The organism is Bradyrhizobium sp. Pha-3 (assembly GCF_042258615.1).
Taxonomy (GTDB): Bacteria; Pseudomonadota; Alphaproteobacteria; order Rhizobiales; family Xanthobacteraceae; genus Bradyrhizobium.
Genome location: NZ_CP170152.1, coordinates 4,026,664 through 4,047,861, shown reverse-complemented (window position 1 = coordinate 4,047,861; position 21,198 = coordinate 4,026,664). Strand labels below are relative to the sequence as shown.

Sequence of the window (21,198 nt, the reverse complement as noted above, 5' to 3'; positions counted from 1 at the left end):
GCCCTGCTCAGAACCGCGTCGTGCCGAGCGGCAGGCCGAGTTTTACGCGGCCAACTAGCCCGTAGCTGATCGGGGTCATAGCGACATGCTTGATCGCGGCCTGGACGTCGCGGATCGAACGTTTTGGCCATGGCACCTGGCGTCGCAGCGGGATTGTCATCTCTTTGTCATGAATTGTGCAGACAGGTTCAGCGGACCAGTTTCGGGGACACGCGTGGACTATTTCAAACGCTTCAACTTCCTGTTCGCGGCGCCGGTTTTCGAGGCCGACGACCTCGAAGGCATCCGCTTCAACCAGATCATCACCGAGATCGAACGCTCCGGCTTCGAAGTGGTCCGCGCCCGCAAGCTGGAAGATGCCGAAATCGCGGTGCAGACCGATGCCGCGATCGGCTGCATGGTGGTCGACTGGGGCAAGAAGGGTCTCGAGGGCAAGACCGCGGCGCTGATCAACCTGATGCGCCGCCGCGGCCTCGACTTCCCGATCCTCCTGCTGATCCGCCGAAAGCGGTTCGAGGACCTGCCGGTCGAGGTACTCGATTTCATCGACGGCTATGTGTTCCTGTCCGAGGAAACCCCGTCCTTCATCGCCAAGAACCTGATCTCCAGGCTGAAGCAGTATGCCGAGAACCTGAAGACGCCGTTCTTCGGCGCACTGGTCGACTATGCCGAGGAAGGCAACCAGCTCTGGACCTGCCCGGGGCATAATGGCGGCGTGTTTTACAGCCGCAGCCCGATCGGCCGGGTGTTCGTCGAGCATCTCGGCGAGGCGGTGTTCCGCGACGACCTCGACAATTCCGTGCTCGACCTCGGCGACCTCCTCACCCATGAGGGACCGGCGCTGAAGGCGCAGAAGGAAGCGGCGCGGATCTTCGGCGCCGAGAAGACCTATTTCGTGCTCAACGGCACCTCGACCTCCAACAAGGTGGCGCTTGGCTCGCTGGTCACCGACGGCGACCTCGTGCTGTTCGACCGCAACAACCACAAGGCCGCCCATCACGGCGCGCTCCTGATCGGCGGCGGCATCCCGGTCTATGTGCCGACGGTGCGCAATGCCTGGGGCTTGATCGGCCCGATGCGCTGGGACCTGCTCGACGAGGGGAGCTTGCGCGACCAGATCCGCAAGCACCCGCTGGTCAAGGACGAGAACGCCTGGAAGAAGGAGCGGCCGTTCCGCGTCGCCGTGGTCGAACAGTGCACCTATGACGGCACCATCCACTCGGCCGAGATGATCCTCAAGCAGATCGGCCATCTCTGCGACTACATCCTGTTCGACGAGGCCTGGGCCGGCTTCATGAAGTTCCACCCGATCTATGCCGGCCGCTTCGCGATGGGGCTCGCCAATCTCGGTCCCGAGGCGCCCGGCATCATCGCCACCCAATCGACCCACAAGCAGCTCGCGAGCTTCTCGCAGGCCTCGCAGATCCACATCCGCGACCGCCACATCAAGGGCCAGAAGCGCCGGGTCGAACACCGCCGCTTCAACGAAAGCTTCATGCAGCACGCCTCGACCTCGCCGTTCTATCCGATCTTCGCCTCGCTCGACGTCGGCGCGCAGATGATGAAGGGCCGCTCCGGCGAAGTGCTGTGGGACGACACGATCCGGCTCGGCATCGAGCTGCGCAAGAAAATCCGCGCGGTGAAGCGCGAGTTCGAGGAGAAGGAGACGCGCGCGGAGCGGCGCTGGTTCTTCGAGCCGTTCGTGCCGGACCGCGTGATGATTCCGGACGTCGCGCGCGAGAACGGCGTGCACAATGTCGCCTGGGAGACGATCTCGACCGATCAGCTCGCGACCAATCCGTCCTATTGGCAGCTCAGCCCGGGCGAAACCTGGCACGGCTTCCCCGAGTTGACCGCGGGATTTGCCATGACCGACCCGAACAAGCTCACCTTGCTGACGCCGGGCTTCGACCACGCCACCGGCGCCTATGCGGACCACGGCATTCCCGCGCCCGTCGTCGCGCAATATCTGCGCGAGAACCAGATCGTCGCCGAGAAGAACGACCTCAACTCCCTGCTCTTCCTGCTGACACCAGGCGTCGAGGCCAGCAAGGCCGGCACGCTGGTGTCCGGGCTCGTCGCCTTCAAGAAGCTGCACGACGACAACGCGCTGGTCGAGGACGTCATCCCTGAATTCTTCCGCCGCCGCCCGCAACGCTACACCGGAGTGCGGCTGCGCGATCTCTGCGGCGACATGCACCGCTTCTTCCGCGACGGCGGCGTCAGCACGCTGCAGGCCAAGCAATTCCTGCCCGAACATCTGCCCGAGATCGCGATGTCGCCGCGCCAGGCGGCGCAATATCTGATCCGCAACGACGTCGACTATCTGCCGATCGACCAGATCTTCGGCCGCATCGCCGCGACGCCGTTCGTGGTCTATCCGCCGGGCATCGCCACCATCGTGCCCGGCGAGCGGCTGTCGGAACGCAGCAAGCCGATGATCGATTACTTGCGGATGTTCGAGGCGAGTTTCAACGCGTTCCCGGGCTTCGAGGTCGAGGTCCAGGGCATCTACAAGGAGATCGACGACGCGGGCCGCGTCCGCTTCTACACCTATGTCGTGTCCGAATAGGCCAGCGGACGCAGCACAATGGAGAATGATCACAAGATCACCGTCCGCCCCTCGCGCGACAGCGACGTCGATGCGATGCTGTCGATCTACCGCTATCACATCCGCCACGGCATCGAGGAGAGCGTCGACGACAGCGGCACGCCGGAGCCCGACGACCTGCGCGACCGCCGCAAGAATCTGCGCAACACCCGCCTGCCGCATCTGGTCGCGCTGTGCGACGGCGAGGTGGTCGGCTACGCCTACGTGGTCCAGTTCCGCAAGCGCCCGGCCTATCGCTACACGGTGAAGCATTCGATCTATATTCACCACCGCTTCACCGGCAAGGGCGTCGGCGGCCGGCTGTTGCAGGAATTGGTCGACACCTGCGCCGCGGCCGGCTTCCGCCAGATGATCGGCTACATCGACAGCGACAACGCCGCGTCGCTGGCGCTGCACGACCGCTTCGGCTTCGCCCGCGTCGGCCATCTGCCGGGTGTCGCCTATCGCTATGGACGCTGGTCCGACACCGTGATGGTGCAGCGCTCGCTCGCCGCCGGCGCCACCGCCCCGCCCCCGCCCGCGCCGCTGTCGCGGCGGTGATGGGGATTGGGGGCTACGCGGCTCCCTCCATTCGTCGTCCTGGCGGAGGTGTTAGAGCCGTCATCCTGAGGAGCGCGAAGCGCGTCTCGAAGGATCGACGGCCACAAGCGGGGCCGTGCATCCTTCGAGGCTCGCTCCGCTCGCACCTCAGGATGACGGGATTCTGAATTGATCTAACCGTCAAACAGCCAAGCGCTCGGTGTCATCGCCCTCGCCTTCGCGGGTGATCCAGTATTCCAGAGACGGCTGTGCTCGAGCCGAGAAGCCGCGGCGTACTGGATCGCCCGGTCGAGCCGGGCGATGACAGATGAGGATGCGATTCAGCCTCGCGCTCTCGCGATAAGCTGCCCTGAGCGCCCTATTCCAGTGTGAACCCGACCCGCAGCGCCACCTGGTAGTGGCGGACCTTGCCGTCTTCGATATGGCCCCGGGTCTGCACTACCTCGAACCACTTCATTTCCCGGATCGTCTTCGACGCGCGGCTGACGGCGTTCTCGATCGCCGCCTCGATGCTCTTGTCCGATGATCCGACCAGTTCGAGGATCTTGTAGACGTGGTCCTTGTCGTGCGTGGTGGGCATGTCGACCTCCTTGGGTGGATGCGCGATCCGGACAATTTGCACTCCGATCCGGACAGTCCGTCGTCCGATGCGGGCTGCCGTCAAACGACGAATGCTGCGCGGCAACACAGCGGTTGATTTGAATCAACGTGTTGCGCCGCCTTTGGTGCCAGCGTGCATTTCGTGCCAGCCGGGCGCCTGCCCTTGTCCGCGCCTTCACCTATGGTAGCATGGTTTATCCAAGTATTCGGGAGCGATACGATGTCGACAGCGTCCAGCTCACCCGCCACACCTCCTCATAGCCTCGGATCCGGGCTTGCCAACCTTCGCGCGAAATGGGGCTGGATCGTCGCCCTCGGCGTGATCTACCTGATCGCGGGCGTCCTCGCCTTCGGCAGCGTGTTCTTTGCGACCGTCGTCAGCGTGCTGTTCGTCGGCGCGATGATGATCGTCGCCGGCGTTGCCGAGATCATCAACGCCTTCCAGTTCAAGACGTGGGGCAAGTTCCTGTTCTGGCTGCTGCTCGGCGCGCTCTATGTCGTCGCGGGCTTCATCACCTTCGAGAACCCGTTGCTCGCAGCGGCAACGCTGACGCTGTTCCTCGGCGTCGCGTTGGTGGTCTCCGGCATCGTCCGCATCTTCCTGGCGTTCGGCATGAACTCGGCCGCGCCGTGGGGAATGGTCGCGATCTCCGGGCTGATCACGCTGGTGCTCGGGGCCATGATCCTGGCGCACTGGCCGGTCTCGAGCCTCTACGTGCTCGGCATCTTCCTCAGCGTCGACCTGATTTGCGCCGGCGTCGGCTGGATCAGCATGGGCATGGCGCTGAAGCAGAGAGCGTGAGGCGCGACTGTAGGGCGGGTTAGCATCAGCGTAACCCGCCACACATTTCCTGCCCGGAGAGATGGCGGGTTACGCTTGCGCTAGCCCGCCCTGCCGTTCTCCCCGCGACGCCTCAGGGCTGCGCGAGGCGCCAGGCGCCGTTGAGAAAGCCGTCGCCGGTGATGTCGCCGGCCTTCTGGTCCTTGGCGAAGGTGTAGAGCGGCTTGCCTTTGTAGGCCCACTGCTTCGAGCCGTCGTCACGCGAGATGATGGTGTAGCCGCCTTCGGCCTTGTCGCTGGCTTCCGCCTTCAGTACCGGCCAGTTCGTCGCACAGGGACCGTTGCAGGCCGACTTGCCTTCGGTGTCCTTGTCGAAGGTGTAGAGCGTCATGCCCTTGGTGTCGGTCAGGACCGAGCCCTTCGCCGTGGTGCCGGTCTTTGTCGGCGGCGCGGCAAGCGCGGCGGATGCGAGCGCGAACGAAGCGGCGGTAGCGAGCGCGAGTGCGTGCGTTGTCTTCATGGTGTCTCCTTCTCGAATGCAAATGGCTTGCAAGCGTAAGGACGCCGGAGGTCGCACCGTATTCCGTTGGCGGCGCGGGAAGAATTTTCGGCCGAGCGACGGGCTGAGGGGAATAAAGCCGAGAGCGCGTGCCGATACCGGCTCATCCGGGTTACAGCACTGGATACCTACCGCCTGATCTCCTCGGCCGCCCGCACCAGCGGGCGGTCGGAGAGCTGGATCGGGCCGGTGAAGGGCGTGCTCATTTCGAGGATCAGGTAGATCGCGGCCGAGATCAGCGCCGCTGCGGCGATGGTGATGGAGATCACGACCGCGTTGTTCGGCGCGCGGAAGCCCAGCGTCGCGAACATCAGCGTCAGCCACCCGACCAGGATGCAGATCAGCGGTGACGGGAACGAACCGTCGGACTGCTCGACAAAGGTCCAGCGCTGCTGCACCGCCTGGCGATAGACCGACCGGGCCTCGTTCCACAACGCGATCTTCTGCTCGTCGCTGAACTTCAGCTCGCGGAGGCTGTTGCCGACCTCGTCGAGCAGATGTTCGGACACCTCGTTCGCACGCGAGATCGGGGCATCCTTGAGCGCCTGCTCGACATAGGCGAGCAGCCGCTTGCGCGGCTCGTCGGCGCTGGGGCCGAGCGGCCTCAGGCTGCGGTCCAGCAGGATGAGGTCGGTGGCAAAGACATGCAGGTTGCGGTCAACCGCCACATAGGTGTTTGCCGAATTGTTCATCATCAGGCCGAGCAGCAGCGACGGCATGGTGACGAACAGGGTTGCGACCAGGCGTATCGAGGTATTGGTCTCGTCGCTGCGGTGATGGTCCTTGAGCCGGACATGGATCGCCATGGTCCCGAGCGCGGCGCCGCAGAGCAGCATGAAGATCAGGATGGCGACGACGACTGCAACCACGGCTTGCAAAGACCTGCGAGAGAATCAGGTGCGCAGGATAGCAAGCCCCGCGCGGCGGTGCATGTCCGGTTGACTGGCCCTCCCCACGCGCTATCCAGTCCGGACCGGTCTTGCCGCGCTCCGGGAGGAGCGCAAGGGCGCCCTGGGAGAGAAACACGTGCATATTGTCGACGACCACGAGGTCAACCGCGTCCTGACCTTTCCGATCCTGATCGAGGCGATCGAGGCCGCGCACCGGCGGCCGAAGATCGCGGTTCACGACGGCTATCTCGGCGACGACAGGGGCCAGCAGCTGGTGACGCGGAGCGCAGTCGATGCCGGCCGCTTCATGATGACCAAGCTTTACACCAGCTTCCCCGGCAATCTCGCGCACGGCAAGCTGCCGGCCGTGCAGGCGGTCTGCGTGCTGTTCGACGGCAATGACGGGCGGCCGCTGGCGGTGATGGACGCCGCCGAGATCACCCATTGGAAGACCGCCGCGGACTCCGCGCTCGGCGCCAAGCACCTGGCACGGCCCGACGCCGAGACGCTGCTGGTGGTCGGCGCCGGCGAGATGGCGCGCTGGCTGGTGCGCGGCCACCGCACGGTGCGGCCGCAGCTGAAGCGGGTGCAGATCTGGAACCGGACGGCCGAGCGCGCGCAGGAGCTCGCCACGCTGCTGGAGAGCGACGGCATCCCCGCCGATGTCGTCACCGATCTCGACGCCGCGACGCGCGAGGCCGACATCATCACCACCTGCACCCGCTCGCGCGAGCCGCTGGTGAAGGGCGCGAACCTGAAGCCCGGCACCCATATCGATCTGGTCGGCGGCTTCACCCCCGACACCCGAGAGTCCGACGACGAGGCGGCGCGGCGCGCGCGCATCTTCGTCGACCGCCGCGAATCCGCCTTCGACGGCGTCGGCGACATCTTGCAGCCGATCGCGAGCGGCGCGATCAAGGAGAGCGACGTGCTCGGCGATCACTACGACCTCGCGACCGGCAAGGTCGCCGGCCGCCTGTCCGCCGACGACATCACCTTCTTCAAGAACGCGGGCGGCGGGCATCTGGATCTGATGACCTGTGAGACAGTGCTTGCACAATTGGGGAAGGAGCTGCGGTGAGGATCGTAGGGCGGGTTAGCGAAGCGTAACCCGCCGCGATCCATGGAGGGACGGCGGATTACGCCTTCGGCTCATCCGCCCTACATTTTTCTACGTCTCCCGCAACCAGACCTCGCCGATCGAATGGTCGGAGCGCTTGCGCAGCACGACGTCGGCCCGCGTCCGCGTCGGCAGGATGTTCTCCCTGAGATTGGCGCGATGATGCTCACGCCACAGCCTCTCCGCAACCTCGCGCGCATCGCTGGGCGGCAGGTCCCTGTAGTGGTGGAAATAGGAGGCGGGGTTTCGGAACGCGGTCGGCTGCAGCCTGAGGAAGCGCTCGACATACCAGGACTGGATGTCGGCCTCGTCGGCATCGAGATAGATCGAGAAGTCGAAGAAATCCGAGACCACCACCGGCGCCGTGCCGCGCGCCAGCAGCACATTGAGGCCCTCGAACACCAGGATGTCCGGCTGCTGGATGACCTGCCGTTCCGACGGCACGATATCCCCGATCAGATGCGAGTAGACGGGCAGCTCGAGCTCCCCTTCACCTGCCTTTGCGGCGGCGAGAAACCGCAGCATCCGCGGCAGATCGTAGCTCTCGGGAAAGCCCTTGCGCCGCATCAGGCCGCGCTCCTCCAGAACGCCGTTGGCATGGAGGAAGCCGTCGGTCGTTACCAGCTCGACGCGCGGGTGATCCGCCCAGCCGGCCAGCAGCGCACACAGCACACGGGCAAAGGTGCTTTTGCCGACGCCGACACTCCCGGCCAGCGCGACGATGTAGGGCGAATGGCGGGCCGGCCGGCCGAAAAACTCAGCCTTGACCTGCATCAGACTGCGCGCTGCCGAGAAGTGCAGGTTCAACAGGCGCGTCAGCGGCAGATACACGTCGCTGACTTCGGCTGATGTAATCGGCCCGTTCAAGCCGCGAAGCGCCGCGAGATCGGCATCCGACAGCGTCAGCGACGTGCTCGCGCGCCGTGCGGCCCAATCATTGCGGCCGAACATCATGTAGGCGGAGAGCTCGTCGGGGTGGGTCATTCTCATCCGTTCACGGTGAGCCTGATGCATCCGATCGATCTTGCCGAGGTCAAGCTAGCGACGTCAATGGGCGGGTCTCGGCGCAAAACCGTAGGGCGGGTTAGCGTTAGCGTAACCCGCCGCAACTCGATGTAGCGAAAGACGGCGGGTCACGGCTTTCGCCTAACCCGCCCACCGCTCCCTACTCCGCGGCCTGCTGTGCCGGCGCATCCAGAGCGGCCGAGACCTTCGGCGGCGACATCGGCAGGCTGTAGAACCGCTTGCCGAGGGCGTTGTGGACGGCGTTGGCGACCGCGGCCATGACGGGGACCAGCGGCACTTCGCCGACGCCCTTGACGCCCTGCGGATGCTTCGGGTTCGGCACCTCGACCAGCGCGCAGTCGAGCATCGGCAGGTCGGAGCAGACGGGCATCCGGTAATCGAGGAAGCCCGGATTATCGACCTTGCCGTCCCTGTTGTAGATATACTCCTCGTTCAGCGCCCAGCCGATGCCCTGCGCGACGCCGCCTTGCAGCTGGCCTTCGACATAGCTCGGATGCACGGCACGGCCGACATCCTGCACGGCGGTGTAGCGGATCACACGCACGATCCCGAGATCGACATCGACCTCGACGTCGCAAATGTGCGTGCCGAAACCGCCCTCCGCGCCTTGGGTGTTGAGCTGCACGCTCGCGCCGATCGGGCCGCCCTGCGAGGGCGCCTTTTCGGCAAGGTCCGCGAGCGTCAACGGCTCGAACTGGCCGGCATTCGGGCTCACCGGATGCGCAGCGCCGTTCTCCCATTTGACCGCTTCAGGGTCGATCTCCCAGATCTTCGCGGCGCGCTCGCGCAAGGTCGCGATGACCTTGTCGGCCGCCTGCGTCACCACCATCGAGGAGGCGAACAGCACGCGGCTGCCGCCGGTGAGGTTGGAGAAGCCGATCGTCTGGGTATCGCCGATGATGACGGAGATGCGCCTGTAGTCGATGCCGAGCAGCTCGGCGCAGATGTTGGCGATGCCGGCGCGCGAGCCGCCGATGTCGGGGTGCCCGGTGGTGACGACGACATTGCCGTCCTCGGTGATGTTGACCTGCGCGGAGGATTCGCCGCCGGCATTGAACCAGAAGCCGGAGGCGACACCCCTGCCCTGATATTTGCCGAGCGGCGCGGCATAATGCGGATGGTTCTTCGCGGCCTCCAGCGTCTCGATATAGCCGATGCGCGGAAACACCGGGCCGTGCGCCGCCTTGGTGCCTTCCTTGGCCGCGTTCTTCAGCCGCAGCGCCAGCGGATCGATCTTGAGGCTTTCTGCGAGCTCGTCGAGCACGCATTCCACAGCATAGGCGCCGATCGGCGCGCCGGGCGCGCGATAGGCCGCGACCTTGGAACGGTTGGAGCAGACGTCAAAGCCTTCCGACAGCACATGCTGAATGTCGTAGGGCGCAAAGCTGCATCCGACCGCGCCGCGGATCGGCGAGCCCGGGAAGGCGCCCGCCTGCAGATAGAAGCTGCCGTGGGCGGCGACGATGGTGCCGTCTTTCTTGGCACCGATCTTCACCGTGATCTTCGAGCCCGAGGTCGGCCCGGTGGCGCGCATCACCTCCTCGCGGGTCATCACCATCTTGACCGGCCGGCCGGATTTCTTGGCGAGCAGTGTCGCAAGCGGTTCGAGATAGACGATGGTCTTGCCGCCGAACCCGCCGCCGATCTCGGCGGGAATCGCGCGGATGTCGCTCTGCGGGATGCCTGTGAGCATCGAGGTCATCGCGCGCACCATGAACTGGCCCTGGCTCGACGACCAGATCGTGGTCTTGCCGTCGGCCGCGACCGAGATCAGGCAGGCATGCGGCTCGATATAGCCCTGGTGCACCGGGCGCGTGGTGAAGGAGCGCTCGATGACGATGTCGGCATCCTTGAAGCCTTGCGCGATATCGCCCTTCTTGGATTCGATGCGGCCCATGATGTTGGAGGGCTTGCCGTCGAATTTGTTGAACTCGTGCAGGATCGGCGCATCAGGCCTCAATGCGTCGTCGATCTCGATCGCCCAGGGCAGCACCTCGTAGTCGACCTCGATCAACTTGCAGGCTTCCGCCGCGATCGCCTCCGTGGTCGCGGCGACGGCAGCGACGGGATGGCCGGGGAACAACGCCTTGTCGCGCGCCATCACGTTGCGGCACATCCAGCGCATGTCCTGGATGCCGAGCATCACCGCGCCCTTGTCGATTCTGAAGTCGACGATGTCACGCGAAGTGACCACCGCTTTCACGCCGGGCAGCGCCTCGGCCTTCGCGGTGCTGATCGACTTGATGCGGGCATGCGGATGCGGGCTGCGCAGCACCTTGCCCCAGATCATGCCGGGCATGGTGGTGTCGGCGGCAAATGCCGCGCGACCGGTCACCTTGTCGACGCCGTCAGGCCTGATGGTGCGCTGGCCGATCCATTTGTTGTTGACGACGTTCATGGCCGCATCTCCCGCATTTCGGCGGCGGTCTCCATCACCGCGCGGACGATCTTGTCGTAACCGGTGCACCGGCAGAGATTGCCGGCGAGCCAGAAGCGGACCTCCTCTTCGGTCGGATTCGAGTTTCGAGCCAGCAGCGCCTCGGAGGCCACCAGCATGCCCGAGGTGCAGATGCCGCACTGGAGCGCGGCGTGCTCGAGGAATTTCTGCTGCAACGGATGCAGCCTGTCGCCCTTGGCCATGCCCTCGATTGTCCCGATCTCGTGGCCCTCGGCCTCGGCCGCGAGCATCAGGCAGGAGCAGACCAGCCGGCCATCGAGCGTGATCGAGCAGGCGCCGCAATCGCCGGACGAGCAGCCCTCCTTGGAGCCGGTCAGGCCCAATTGCCCGCGCAACGCGTCGAGCATGGTCTCATAGGGCTCGCACAGGAATTCGACCGGCTCGCCGTTGACGGAGGTGGTCACGTGTAGTTTCGGCATGGTGCTAGTGTCCTCCGGCGCGCTGGGCGGCGATCGCGGCGGTGCGCTTGAGCAGCACGCCGGCGGTTCTTATCCTGTAGGCAATGGTGCCGCGCTTGTCGTCGATCGGACGGCAGGCGGCGCGACATGCGGCAGCGGCGGCCTCGAGCGCCGCATCGTCGAGCTTCGAGCCAACAAGCGCCTGCGCGGCCGGCGCGACCAAAAGCGCGGTCGGCGCCACCGCGCCGAGGCCGACGCGGGCCGCGGTGCAGACGCCGTCCTTCAAGGTCAGGCTAACGCCGATGCCGACCACAGCGATGTCCATCTCGGTGCGCGGGATCATCCGCAGGTACGCATCGCCCGAGCCTTTGGGCCGCGGCGGCAAAGCGAAGCTGACGAGGATCTCGCCCGGCTTGAGATTGGTACGGCCCGGTCCGGCCGGCACATCCTCGACCTTGAGCTCACGGCGGCCATTCGGCCCCTGCACGGTGACGACGGCGCCCGCCGCGATCATCGCCGGCACGCTGTCGCCGGCCGGCGAGCCGTTGCACAGATTGCCGCCGGCGGAGGCGCGGCCCTGCACCTGCTTGGAGCCGATCAGGTTCACGGCCTCGAGCACGCCCGGCCATACCTTGCCGAAGCGCGCGTGGTCGGCGAGCTCCATGCCGGAGACGGCAGCGCCGACGCGGAAACCGCCATCGGCGGCCTCGGTGATCTCGGTCATCTCGCCGATCTTCTTGATGTCGACGATCAATCCCGGCCGCACCAGGCCGGAGCGCATTTGCACCAATAAGTCGGTACCCCCTGCCATAATGCGGGCGGCACTTCCGGCGGCAGCAAATGCGCCGATCGCTTCATCAAGCGTGCGCGGTGCTACGTATCGGATATCGGTCATGACGGTTCTTCTGGTCTCCCTCGGCTGCTTGTTCCCTCAGGATGTGCGGGATATGGCCTTATCGCTGGCCGGCAGACCGCAAGCCTACACGGCGGATCGCCGTCCGAACAGCCTGCGAGGTGCGGCAGGAAGCGCAGGCTCCTATGCAGGATGCGCGCTTGCGCGGTGCCGACGCAGCGCGCGGTGCGGCCGCGGTCATCGAACGTTCACGTCACGGTCCACGCGAGCCCGCCGCCGAAATCCTGAGATTGGCGGCATGGCCCTTGCTTGCTTTGCGTCACGGATTGGTGAAGCATGCGGGTCGCTGCGGCCTGCGTGCCGGCGCAACGACAAATCGGGGGACGGCGAATGGTCGATGTTTCGCGCAGAACGCTCCTCAAGCTCGCGGCCAGCGTGCCGCCGGCGATGGCGGCCCCGGCTATCCTCTCATCGAGAGCCGTCGCCGCCGGCAAGGGCAAGACCATATCGGCGGTGATGCATTCGGATCTGCGCATCATCGATCCCGGTTTCACCACCGCCTACATCACCCGCGACCATGGCTACATGGTCTACGACACGCTGCTCGGCATCGATTCAAGCTTCAAGGTCCGGCCGCAGATGGCGGACTGGACGATCTCCGACGACAAGCTGACCTACACCTTCACGCTGCGCGACGGCCTGAAATGGCATGACGGCGCGCCGGTCACGGCGGAGGACTGCATCGCCTCGCTGAAGCGCTGGACCGTCGTTGACGGCATGGCGCAGAAGCTGGCCGAGTTCACGGCCTCACTGGAGGCCAACGGACCGAAGACGATCGTGCTCAAGCTCAAGGAGCCATACGGCCTGGTGCTGGAGTCGCTGGCCAAGCCCTCCTCCTATGTCGCCTTCATGATGCCGAAGCGGCTCGCGGAGACGCCGCCGGGCAAGCAGATCGGCGAGCAGATCGGCTGCGGGCCGTTCAAGTTCGTCCAGGCCGAATTCCAGCCGGGCGTGAAGGCGGTCTATGAACGCAACGCCGACTACGTGCCGCGCAAGGAAAAGCCGGATTGGCTGTCGGGCGGCAAGGTGGCGAAGGTCGATCGCGTCGAATGGATCACGATGCCCGACGCGCAGACCGCGATCAACGCGCTGCAATCCGGCGACATTGATTTCCTGGAACAGCCCTCGATCGACCTGGTGCCGGTGCTCGAAGCCAATTCCGATCTCACCGTGGCCGTGCTGAACAAGTTCGGCTTCCAGATCGAGGGCCGGATGAACTTCCTGCACCCGCCGTTCGACAATCCCAAGATCCGCCGCGCCGCATTCCTGGCGATGAACCAGAAGGACGTGCTCGACGCCACCGTCGGTAATGCAAAATACTACGAGATCTGCGGCTCCTATTTCGCCTGCGACACGCCGCTCGCCAGCGACGCCGGCGCGGAGACGTTGATCAAGGGCAGCGGCATGGCCGAGGCCAAGAAGGCATTGGCCGCCTCGGGCTATGACGGCACGCCCGTCGTGATCATGATCCCCGGCGACGTGCAGACGCTGAAGGGGCCGCCGACCGTCGCGGCGCAACTGCTGCGCGCGGCCGGCTTCAATGTCGACGCGCAGGTGACGGACTGGCAGACCGTGGTGAGCCGCCGCGCCAGCCAGAAGCCGCCCAAGGAAGGCGGCTGGAACCTGTTCTTCACCTTCACCGGCGCGACCGAGGTGATGAACCCGATCGTCAACAACCAGATCGCCGCAAACGGCAAGCGGGCCTGGTTCGGCTGGCCCGAGGACGCCAAGCTCGAGCAGATGCGCGACGCCTACGCCCGCGCCACCTCACCTGAGGACCAGAAGAAGCTCGCGGTGGAGATCCAGAAGCAAGCCTACGAGCAGGTGATCTATGTCCCGCTCGGCCAGTTCCGCCTGCCGAGCGCCTGGCGCAAATCGCTCACCGGCGTGCTGGAGGGCCCGGCGCCGCCGGTGTTCTGGAACGTCGACAAGACGGAATAGCAATCGCCGCCACAGGGGCGCACTGCCAAAATATCGAAAACAACCCCATGCAAAGTAGCCGCCGGCTGCCGGCGTTCGACACGCAACTTGACACGTCGGGCAAATCAGCGGCATAATTCCATTATTCCGAAATCGAGGCGCCCCCTCGCCCCGCTGTGGAGCCAGTGGCGCACAACAATCACCTTCGGTGGTTATGGGTCCCGGCCTTCGCCGGGACGACGATGAGGATAGTTCTCGATTCAAGTTGCCACACCACGCGGTGTCATCACCCGCGAAAGCGGGTGATCCAGTATTCCAGAGACGTCTGTGCTAGAGCCGAGAGGCCGCGGCGTACTGGATCGCCCGGTCCATGTGCGCAATTGCGCACAGGCCGGGCGATGACAGCGGTGGAAGACGCAGATGCGACTGCCCTATGCTTGCGGAGGAGGCCGACGCGCGTAGAGCGGCGGGTGGGGACTATCTCCTCGATGTGACTCGCGATGGGACCTCCACCCCGGCCCTCCCCCGCAAGCGGGAGAGGGAGCGCACTTCCTTCGCGGTAGTCACCCGACTTGATCTCACCGCACTATCGCCGCCTCACTGGCCGTTGGTGCGGCGCGCGGCCTTCGGTGCCTCGTCCTTCAGCTTCTCCAATGCGCCGGGCATCATCTGCCCGAACATCGAGCTCAGCATCGCGGTCGGGATCAGGCCCGCGCTGCTGCCCTCCTGCCCCTGCCCGCCCGACATCAGGAATTGCGGCACCAGCGGCTGGTTGATCCGCGTCAGCGCATCGGCGAACTTCGCGAAGTTCTGCTCGGCAAGCCGGTATTCCGGCCCGCCATAGGCATCGACCGATAGCTTGGTCGCCTGCGCGTTGGCGGTACCGACCGCGAGCACCCGATCGGCCTCGCCCTGGCCTTCAAGCCGCGACTGCTCGCCGACCGCGGCTGCGGTCACCTTCCTCGTCTCGGCGTCCTTCTGCGCGCGGGCAAGCGCAGCCGCGCCCTCGTTCTCGTTGACCTTGACCTGGATCAGCGACTGCGTCAGCGCCGACTGCGCCGCCGCCGTCGCCTTGGCTTCGTTCAGCGCGCGTTCCTGCACGGCGGCCTTCTCCTGCTCCTGATAGGTCTCGATCTGCTCGCGTGCGATCTGGCGCGAGCGGAGCTGGATCAGGATGTTCTCGATGGTGTGGTCACCAGGGGCCGCGCGCGGCGTGCCGATCAACACCTCCTGAAGGTCGAGCGAATAGCTCTCGAACCTCGCCTTCATGTCGTGCGCCGCTTCCGCCTGGATCGCGGCGCGGTTCTGCAGCAGCTCGATCAGCGTCATCTTCTGCGCGATGTTCTTGAAGAACGCGCTGACCATCGGGTCGAGCGTCTGCTCGACCAGCTTCTTCACGTCGCCGAAGCGCTGGATGATCATCGGCGCCTTCTTGTAGTCGATATGCATCACCACCGAGAGCGGCAGCGTCGGCTCGAACGCGTCCTTGGTGATCAGCGATATCTCCGACAGGTTCTCGTCGAGCTTCATCGCACCGACCTCGCCGCGCATCCATTTCAGGATGAAGTTGACGGTCGGGATCACCTCGATCTTGCCGGCATAGGTGTTGAAGGCGTACTTGCCCGGCAACAGCGGGTCCTTCCAGACGCCGCGGCTGCCGTTGAGCACCAGCTCGCCGTGGCGATACTGCTCGCCCGAGACGTCGTCGGTGCGCGGGCCGGTGTAGAAGATGACGACGCCGACATTACCGACCGGGATCACCGTCTTCGGCACCGCCTCGACGGTCGCGAACAGGCGATTGATGTACCAGGTGCCCTCGACGATGACCTGGAGCTGGCGGCCGCGATGGCCGCCGGCGCGCAGGAATTTCTCGGGCTCCTGGAAGTTGTTGTGGAAGGTCGCCGCGTCGCGCAGCTCGATGCCGACTTCGGGCGCGATAATCTCGCCCGGAGGCAGCGATGGGCCGTCATGCACGGTGACGATGCCGACCAAATCGTGGTCAGCCGCCAGCACCACCGGCGCAAAGCCCCAGCGCTCGGTGATCGTGAGCTGCATGCTCTCGAGCACGCCGCGTTCCCGCTCGCTCAGCGCATGACCGTAGACGCGCTCGTCGGTGATGACGGCGAACTGCGTGGTGTTGATCGCATAGGTGCCTTCGCGCAGGATCTTGCGCTGCGGCCCCTTCTGGCCGCCGCCGAGCAGGAAGCGGCGTGCGTCCTGGAAGTCCGACTTGTCTTCGGTGTCGTTGGCGCCGAGCACCTGCGACGGCTCCAGCGCCGCACCGTCGCGCGCGAACACATAGGCGATCTTGCCCTGGCCGACGGTCACGAGGTCCGAGCGATGGATCCGGTACATGAAGGGAAACATCACATGCAGGCCGCCGCGCAGCACCTCCGGCTCGTAGCCGGCTTCACCGTTCAGCGCGATGAAGCCGTCATCGATCGAGCCCTTGATCGCCCACAGCTTCTCGACGATGCCGACCTGGTTGTTGGGAATGTAGCGAAATACGTTCGATATGCGCAGCAGGATCACACATGCGACCGCTGCAGCGATCCAAATGGCAGGCTGGGTTAAACCTGAACCATTAAGAAAACCGAGGAAGTCCATAGCCCATCTCCACAATTCGCAACTGGGCGGTTTGGGAGCCAAACCTCACCCGAGAATTGCGGTGCGGACATGTGGTGCGGCCTTGGTGGCGCAAGGCGTGAACATTATTCGCACAGCCGATCTTTTTTTGATGACGGCATGAACCGGCGAACCGGTCGCGCGACATCGATCGGCGCGATTGGTTTGCTGCGACTGCGCATCATTCGCAGCACGGGGATGTTGACCTAGATCAAGATCGACTTCCGTTCGTCTGCATCAAGTTCGGTCGGCGGCGCATTCCGCCGCTTCGGCCACGCGATAGCCCGATCCTTGTTCTTTCTCGACGCGGCTGTCCAACCAGGAGACGGCTCGTATGGCGATGCTCGGGGAAATAAGCCATACCACCACCTACCGATACGCTGCGCCTGTTACCTTCGGTACCCATCGAGCCATGTTCCTGCCGCGGCGCGGCGCCTCCGCGCGGTTGCTGAGCTGGTCGGTAAAGACCAGCGTACCCTCAACGATCCGTTGGGTTACCGACCCCCGGACCAACGCCATAACGGTGATGGATTTCAGCGAGCCGTCCACTGAACTCAAGATCGCGTTCAAGGTTCGCGGAGTCTATTTCGGAGTAAAGGGGATTGAGGCGTTTCCGCTCGAGTCTCGGGCCGACGAGGTGCCGGTACAGTACACCCCGGATGAGTGGACCGATCTCGCCGGTTATCTGCGGCCTCACGCCGAGGATCCCGACGGCAGCTTGTCAGCATGGACGAAGAGCTTCGTCGCCGGTGACCAGGATCGAACAACCGATGTTTTGCAGCGCCTGCTCGGCTCGTTTCGCGACTCCTTCCGCTATTGCGCGAGGGATACCGAGGGGACGCAATCGCCTGACGATACTCTGCGCACAAGGTCTGGCACCTGCCGGGACTTTGCCTGGCTGATGATCGAGACCTTGCGCCGGCTCGGGTTTGCGGCGCGCTTCGTCAGCGGCTACCTCTATGATGCAGCCCTGGATGGTGGTGCCGTTGGCATGACCGGCTCCGGCGCAACGCATGCGTGGCTGCAGGTGTTTCTTCCCGGTGCCGGCTGGCTGGATTACGACCCGACCAACAGCATCAGTGCCGGATTTGATCTGATCCCGGTGGCGATTGCGCGCCATCCAGGCCAGGCAATCCCGCTGGCTGGTTCATGGTTTGGCGATGCGAAAGACTATTTGGGGATGTCGGTTGACGTCGCAGTACGCAAGATCGGCGAGTTTCGCGATCCTTCCGAAGGGTAGTGGCCAGCCGCAAGGCGATGATCGCCGGCCTGTATCGGCGACCACCGATGGTCAATCAATCAAGAGCGCCCTTGGCGGCCCATCACGAGGCCGTAAAGAAACAGCAGAATGATCGAGCCGACAACGGCACCGATGAAGCCCGTGCTCTCCCCGGGTTTGTACCATCCAACGGCCTGGCCAAGGTAGGTCGCTACGAACGCGCCGACAATTCCCAGGACGGCCGTGAGGATGAAGCCCTTCGGCTCCGACTTGTCGCCAGGCATGATGAACTTGGCGATCACTCCGACAACAAAGCCAACAATAATCGTCCAAATAACGTCCATGGATTTACCCCGCAGCTTTGGCAACAGACTGTCGGAATTGACCGGGGCCAGTTTCTCCCGCCTTGATCTACATCAAGCTTCGTCATTTGGCGCGGTTGCAGGAAAGGTCAGGTGCCGGGGGCTGGCAGGCCCATGGCCTGTGGAGGCGACAAGCGTGTCAGCACTGGGAGTGCAGGCTGAGGGCTCTCCCCGAACGCCGCTTTCTCGATTTCGGACTTCAATGCGCCACCTGTACTGTGGACGCAGCGCCAATTCGCGTCTCTTTCTCTATGCGCTTCTGGTCTTTGATTTGGCCTCACTTCTGTTCATCATCGGCACGTCGTTCCTGCCGCGCAGTGCTCTGGTACGGGGCCTCGATGTTACTTTTGGTGTCGCCTTTCTGGTCGAGTTGATTTTGCGCATGGCAGGAAGTCGTCGGGTGAGCCGCGAACTGCTCAGCATCACGACCTGGACCGACGTCGCTGCGATTGTATCCTTGCTGGCGGCAACAGCGAGCGAAGCCGCCGGCTTCTTGCGCGTACTCCGCACGTTTCGGCTGCTGCGAACGTACCGGGTGGTACAATTCCTCCGTGAGGACAGCGTCTTCTTTCGTCGCAACGAAGAACTGCTGATCGCAATCACCAATCTGTCCGTCTTTGTTTTCATCATGACGGGCGTGGTTTACGAAACGCAGCGAGGCGTGAACCCCGGCATCAAGAATTACGCAGACGCACTTTACTTCACGATTACCGCGCTCACGACCACGGGCTTTGGCGATATCACCTTACCCGGAACGCCGGGTCGCATGATTACAGTTGTGATCATGATATTCGGCGTCACGCTCTTCCTGAACCTGGCAAAGGTGTTGTTCAGCCCAAGCAAGGTGCGGTTCAGATGCCCATCCTGTGGCCTTCTTCGTCACGATATCGATGCTGTCCACTGCAAAAGCTGCGGCATCGTGTTGAATATTCCTGACGAGGGCGCCGTCTAAAGCATGATCCGGAACAGTGTGAAGCGGTTTTCCGAAAAGATCATGCTCAAACAAGAAGCTAAAGCGCGATGACGATTCAACCTGATCTCATCGCGCTTTAGGGGCGATCTTGCGATCACCGGAGCGCCATCGCGGCATTGACGGTGGACGCGGCGATCACGTCGGGTAGTGACACCACCTTCTTCACCGTACCCTGCGCGCTCAACGTTTCGGGTTGCGCCCGCGGATATGGTCAAAGCCTTGCTTGATTGCGGCGAAGCGTGCGTCGACCATCGGCTCGAATTCGAGGTCGGTGAAGATATAGGGCCAGTCGTCGATATCGCAGAGCATGACTTTCACCCCCGCCTGGGCGAGAGCGGTCGCGATCCCCAATCCAATGCCCGACGCTGCACCGGTCACGAACGCGGTCTTTCCAGCGAGTTCCTTACACGCGCATTCTGGGGTCGATCGTCGTCGACTGCTTTTGACCCATCGCGTCATCGGCTGCTGCGGACGGCGCACAGTCATATTGCCGCCGTCGAACGTCGAATACACCATAGCGTCCGGTAACAGTAGCGCGCGAACCCGCCGTCTGAAGCGGATTTAACCGATGAGCCCTCTTCATCCGCGCTTCGACAGCATCTCCTGGAGTATCGCCTCAACCGAGTACGGCGAAATCCCAAGTTCGACAAAGCCAGGCATCTCCGGCGATGACACGGTGTCGATCTGCATGAGCTCCACCTGATTGCGCGTGAGAAGTGGCTCCGGGAGTATTTCGGAAGCCCATGCCAACGCGCGCCAAACGGCGAACGGGATGGGGACCAGGATGGGCGCGAGGTCAGCTTGGCGCGCGACGATTTCGACCAATTCTTTGTAGGAATAAACGCGAGGGCCGCCGCACTCGAAGATCGCTGGTCGCGTCTCGGCTCGCTGGATGATCCGAACCGTCGCTTCCGCCACATCTTCCACGTAGGCAGGCTGCAGACTCATCAAGCCGCGGCCGAACATCGGGTAGATTGGGAGCCGGCGGAGAAGCTTGAGGATGGTCGTGACGAACGCATCGTCCGGTCCGAACATGACGGCGGGTCGGATGATATGTGCGTCGGCGAAGGCAGCCCCGACCACCAATTCGCCTTCGCCGCGCGCTCGGATGTACCGCGATTGAGACGCGGCATCGGCGCCGATGCCCGAAATGTGAACGAGCCTTTTGACTCCAGTCCGGCGCGCTTGGGCTGCTACCCGTTGGGCGGCTTCGACATGAACGGAATGAAACGTCTCCCGACCGTGCTCGACGTAAAGGCTGACCGCATTTACGGCGGCGTAAGCGCCGGCAAGTGCATCCGCGACATACCGTACGTCGTGAATATCGACCTGGACCAATTGGAGTTGCGGATCATGCGGGCCAAACTGACTACGCCCGCGATCTGGATGCCTTGACGCGATCCGGACGGGAAACTCGTGATCGCGCAGATGCTGAACGATGCGGCGGCCGAGAAAGCCGGTTCCGCCGAATACGGTGACGGTGCGACCGTTCGTTGTCATCCTTTGATCTTGCTCGAGAGACCGCGCCATAGACCGAGCCGAAGCTGACGTCAGGGCTATGGTCGTCTGTCAGAACAATACCCTCTCGCAGCGACGGTTCGAATGCAGGCCGCTTCGATCCGCTATTGGACGGAAGCCGGAAGTAAAGGTCGAGCGAAACTGAGTTCGTGGCCGTCGGGGTCAGCTAGGTGGAAGAAGCGCTCACCCCATTCGGCATCGCGGGGCACAGTCGCCGGCTGGTACCCCGCCGCGAGCGCGCGCTCGTAAAGTGCGTCAACATCGGTGACGTAGAAGATGACCCGCCCCCACCAGGACCAGCGTCGTTCGGCAGGTTGGTCGGTGAGGTTGAGGTAGCTCGTACCTGCTCGAAAGCTAGTGAACGACGACCATTCGCCGCCATGCAGCACCTCAAATCCCAGCGCTCGGTAGAATTGGACAGCCCGTGGCATTTCATGCGTGCCGAGTGTGACCGCGCTGACTCTCTCGATCATGGCCAAACTCTCCTGTTCGATTTCGCTGCGCCTTTTGTTGTCGCGGCAGCGGGATTAACCTCCACCTCATGTGTGACGAACGGCGAGCAAGTCAACGTCGAGCAGCCCTTTCCATGCGTCGCCGCTCACGGCGAACGGTAGACGTCCCAAACAGTTCGAACCGAACATGGAGAGGCTCTAAACTCTAACCAGTCGATCCGAACAGCACACGC

General features: G+C 64.0%; 19 protein-coding genes and 1 pseudogene. 7 read left to right on the top strand and 13 right to left on the bottom strand.

Features of this window, described 5'->3' with window-relative positions; translation table 11 throughout:
- Nucleotides 1-7 precede the first annotated feature (7 nt).
- Entirely contained in the window at nucleotides 8-160 is a 153-nt protein-coding gene (locus ACE10Z_RS19040; RefSeq protein ID WP_375789276.1) for a hypothetical protein, read from the bottom strand.
- Nucleotides 161-214: 54 nt separating this feature from the next.
- On the opposite strand from ACE10Z_RS19040, the gene ACE10Z_RS19035 reads away from it, so the two are divergent.
- On the top strand, nucleotides 215-2,572 hold the full coding sequence (locus ACE10Z_RS19035) for an Orn/Lys/Arg decarboxylase N-terminal domain-containing protein (RefSeq protein WP_375789275.1): 2,358 nt from the start codon (nucleotides 215-217) through the stop codon (nucleotides 2,570-2,572).
- A gap of 18 nt (nucleotides 2,573-2,590) precedes the next feature.
- Complete coding sequence (locus ACE10Z_RS19030) at nucleotides 2,591-3,151, top strand: GNAT family N-acetyltransferase (protein WP_375789274.1); 561 nt, start codon at nucleotides 2,591-2,593, stop codon at nucleotides 3,149-3,151.
- Nucleotides 3,152-3,509: 358 nt separating this feature from the next.
- Here ACE10Z_RS19030 and ACE10Z_RS19025 read toward each other — a convergent pair whose 3' ends face one another.
- Nucleotides 3,510-3,731: a dodecin gene (locus ACE10Z_RS19025; protein WP_097674294.1), complete on the bottom strand. Its 222-nt coding sequence runs from the start codon at nucleotides 3,729-3,731 to the stop codon at nucleotides 3,510-3,512.
- A gap of 240 nt (nucleotides 3,732-3,971) precedes the next feature.
- On the opposite strand from ACE10Z_RS19025, the gene ACE10Z_RS19020 reads away from it, so the two are divergent.
- A complete protein-coding gene (locus ACE10Z_RS19020; RefSeq protein WP_375789273.1) occupies nucleotides 3,972-4,553 on the top strand; it encodes an HdeD family acid-resistance protein in 582 nt (193 codons plus the stop codon).
- Nucleotides 4,554-4,665: 112 nt separating this feature from the next.
- On the opposite strand, the gene ACE10Z_RS19015 is transcribed toward ACE10Z_RS19020, so the two are convergent.
- Nucleotides 4,666-5,052 carry a hypothetical protein gene (locus tag ACE10Z_RS19015; RefSeq protein ID WP_375789272.1) on the bottom strand — a complete coding sequence of 129 codons (387 nt, stop codon included), beginning with the start codon at nucleotides 5,050-5,052 and terminating at the stop codon, nucleotides 4,666-4,668.
- Between the two features lie 167 nt (nucleotides 5,053-5,219).
- Nucleotides 5,220-5,960 (bottom strand): hypothetical protein, encoded by a 741-nt coding sequence (locus ACE10Z_RS19010; protein WP_375789271.1) that lies wholly within the window; start codon nucleotides 5,958-5,960, stop codon nucleotides 5,220-5,222.
- Between the two features lie 157 nt (nucleotides 5,961-6,117).
- Between ACE10Z_RS19010 and ACE10Z_RS19005 the strand changes: the two genes are divergently transcribed.
- Nucleotides 6,118-7,062 carry an ornithine cyclodeaminase family protein gene (locus ACE10Z_RS19005; RefSeq protein WP_375789270.1) on the top strand — a complete coding sequence of 315 codons (945 nt, stop codon included), beginning with the start codon at nucleotides 6,118-6,120 and terminating at the stop codon, nucleotides 7,060-7,062.
- 90 nt (nucleotides 7,063-7,152) lie between these two features.
- Here ACE10Z_RS19005 and coaA read toward each other — a convergent pair whose 3' ends face one another.
- From coaA to ACE10Z_RS18985, 4 genes are all read right to left on the bottom strand, one after another.
- On the bottom strand, nucleotides 7,153-8,115 hold the full coding sequence (gene coaA / locus ACE10Z_RS19000; RefSeq protein ID WP_375789269.1) for a type I pantothenate kinase: 963 nt from the start codon (nucleotides 8,113-8,115) through the stop codon (nucleotides 7,153-7,155).
- Nucleotides 8,116-8,266: 151 nt separating this feature from the next.
- On the bottom strand, nucleotides 8,267-10,525 hold the full coding sequence (locus tag ACE10Z_RS18995) for a xanthine dehydrogenase family protein molybdopterin-binding subunit (RefSeq protein ID WP_375789268.1): 2,259 nt from the start codon (nucleotides 10,523-10,525) through the stop codon (nucleotides 8,267-8,269).
- Nucleotides 10,522-11,004 (bottom strand): (2Fe-2S)-binding protein, encoded by a 483-nt coding sequence (locus ACE10Z_RS18990; RefSeq protein WP_375789267.1) that lies wholly within the window; start codon nucleotides 11,002-11,004, stop codon nucleotides 10,522-10,524. Before ACE10Z_RS18990 ends, ACE10Z_RS18995 begins: the two co-directional genes overlap by 4 nt.
- Before the next feature lie 4 nt (nucleotides 11,005-11,008).
- Nucleotides 11,009-11,869, bottom strand: a complete 861-nt coding sequence (locus tag ACE10Z_RS18985) for an FAD binding domain-containing protein (protein WP_375789873.1) — start codon at nucleotides 11,867-11,869, stop codon at nucleotides 11,009-11,011.
- A gap of 357 nt (nucleotides 11,870-12,226) precedes the next feature.
- On the opposite strand from ACE10Z_RS18985, the gene ACE10Z_RS18980 reads away from it, so the two are divergent.
- Nucleotides 12,227-13,837 (top strand): ABC transporter substrate-binding protein, encoded by a 1,611-nt coding sequence (locus tag ACE10Z_RS18980; protein ID WP_375789266.1) that lies wholly within the window; start codon nucleotides 12,227-12,229, stop codon nucleotides 13,835-13,837.
- 576 nt (nucleotides 13,838-14,413) lie between these two features.
- On the opposite strand, the gene ACE10Z_RS18975 is transcribed toward ACE10Z_RS18980, so the two are convergent.
- Nucleotides 14,414-16,423, bottom strand: coding sequence for an SPFH domain-containing protein (locus tag ACE10Z_RS18975; RefSeq protein WP_375789265.1), 2,010 nt, complete (start codon nucleotides 16,421-16,423; stop codon nucleotides 14,414-14,416).
- Between the two features lie 352 nt (nucleotides 16,424-16,775).
- Here ACE10Z_RS18975 and ACE10Z_RS18970 point away from each other — a divergent pair, with 352 nt between their 5' ends.
- Nucleotides 16,776-17,681, top strand: a complete 906-nt coding sequence (locus tag ACE10Z_RS18970) for a transglutaminase domain-containing protein (RefSeq protein ID WP_375789264.1) — start codon at nucleotides 16,776-16,778, stop codon at nucleotides 17,679-17,681.
- Between the two features lie 59 nt (nucleotides 17,682-17,740).
- Here the strand turns inward: ACE10Z_RS18970 and ACE10Z_RS18965 are convergent, their stop codons facing one another.
- Nucleotides 17,741-18,004: a GlsB/YeaQ/YmgE family stress response membrane protein gene (locus ACE10Z_RS18965; RefSeq protein WP_375789263.1), complete on the bottom strand. Its 264-nt coding sequence runs from the start codon at nucleotides 18,002-18,004 to the stop codon at nucleotides 17,741-17,743.
- A 220-nt stretch (nucleotides 18,005-18,224) separates the two neighbouring features.
- Here ACE10Z_RS18965 and ACE10Z_RS18960 point away from each other — a divergent pair, with 220 nt between their 5' ends.
- Complete coding sequence (locus ACE10Z_RS18960; protein ID WP_375789872.1) at nucleotides 18,225-18,974, top strand: ion transporter; 750 nt, start codon at nucleotides 18,225-18,227, stop codon at nucleotides 18,972-18,974.
- Nucleotides 18,975-19,283: 309 nt separating this feature from the next.
- Here the strand turns inward: ACE10Z_RS18960 and ACE10Z_RS18955 are convergent.
- The 3 genes and pseudogenes from ACE10Z_RS18955 to ACE10Z_RS18945 form a co-directional block, all read right to left on the bottom strand.
- A pseudogene (locus tag ACE10Z_RS18955) lies at nucleotides 19,284-19,454 on the bottom strand (SDR family NAD(P)-dependent oxidoreductase); the annotation flags it as partial.
- A gap of 120 nt (nucleotides 19,455-19,574) precedes the next feature.
- A complete protein-coding gene (locus tag ACE10Z_RS18950) occupies nucleotides 19,575-20,495 on the bottom strand; it encodes a complex I NDUFA9 subunit family protein (RefSeq protein ID WP_375789262.1) in 921 nt (306 codons plus the stop codon).
- 122 nt (nucleotides 20,496-20,617) lie between these two features.
- Nucleotides 20,618-20,986: a VOC family protein gene (locus ACE10Z_RS18945; RefSeq protein WP_375789261.1), complete on the bottom strand. Its 369-nt coding sequence runs from the start codon at nucleotides 20,984-20,986 to the stop codon at nucleotides 20,618-20,620.
- Nucleotides 20,987-21,198 lie beyond the last annotated feature (212 nt).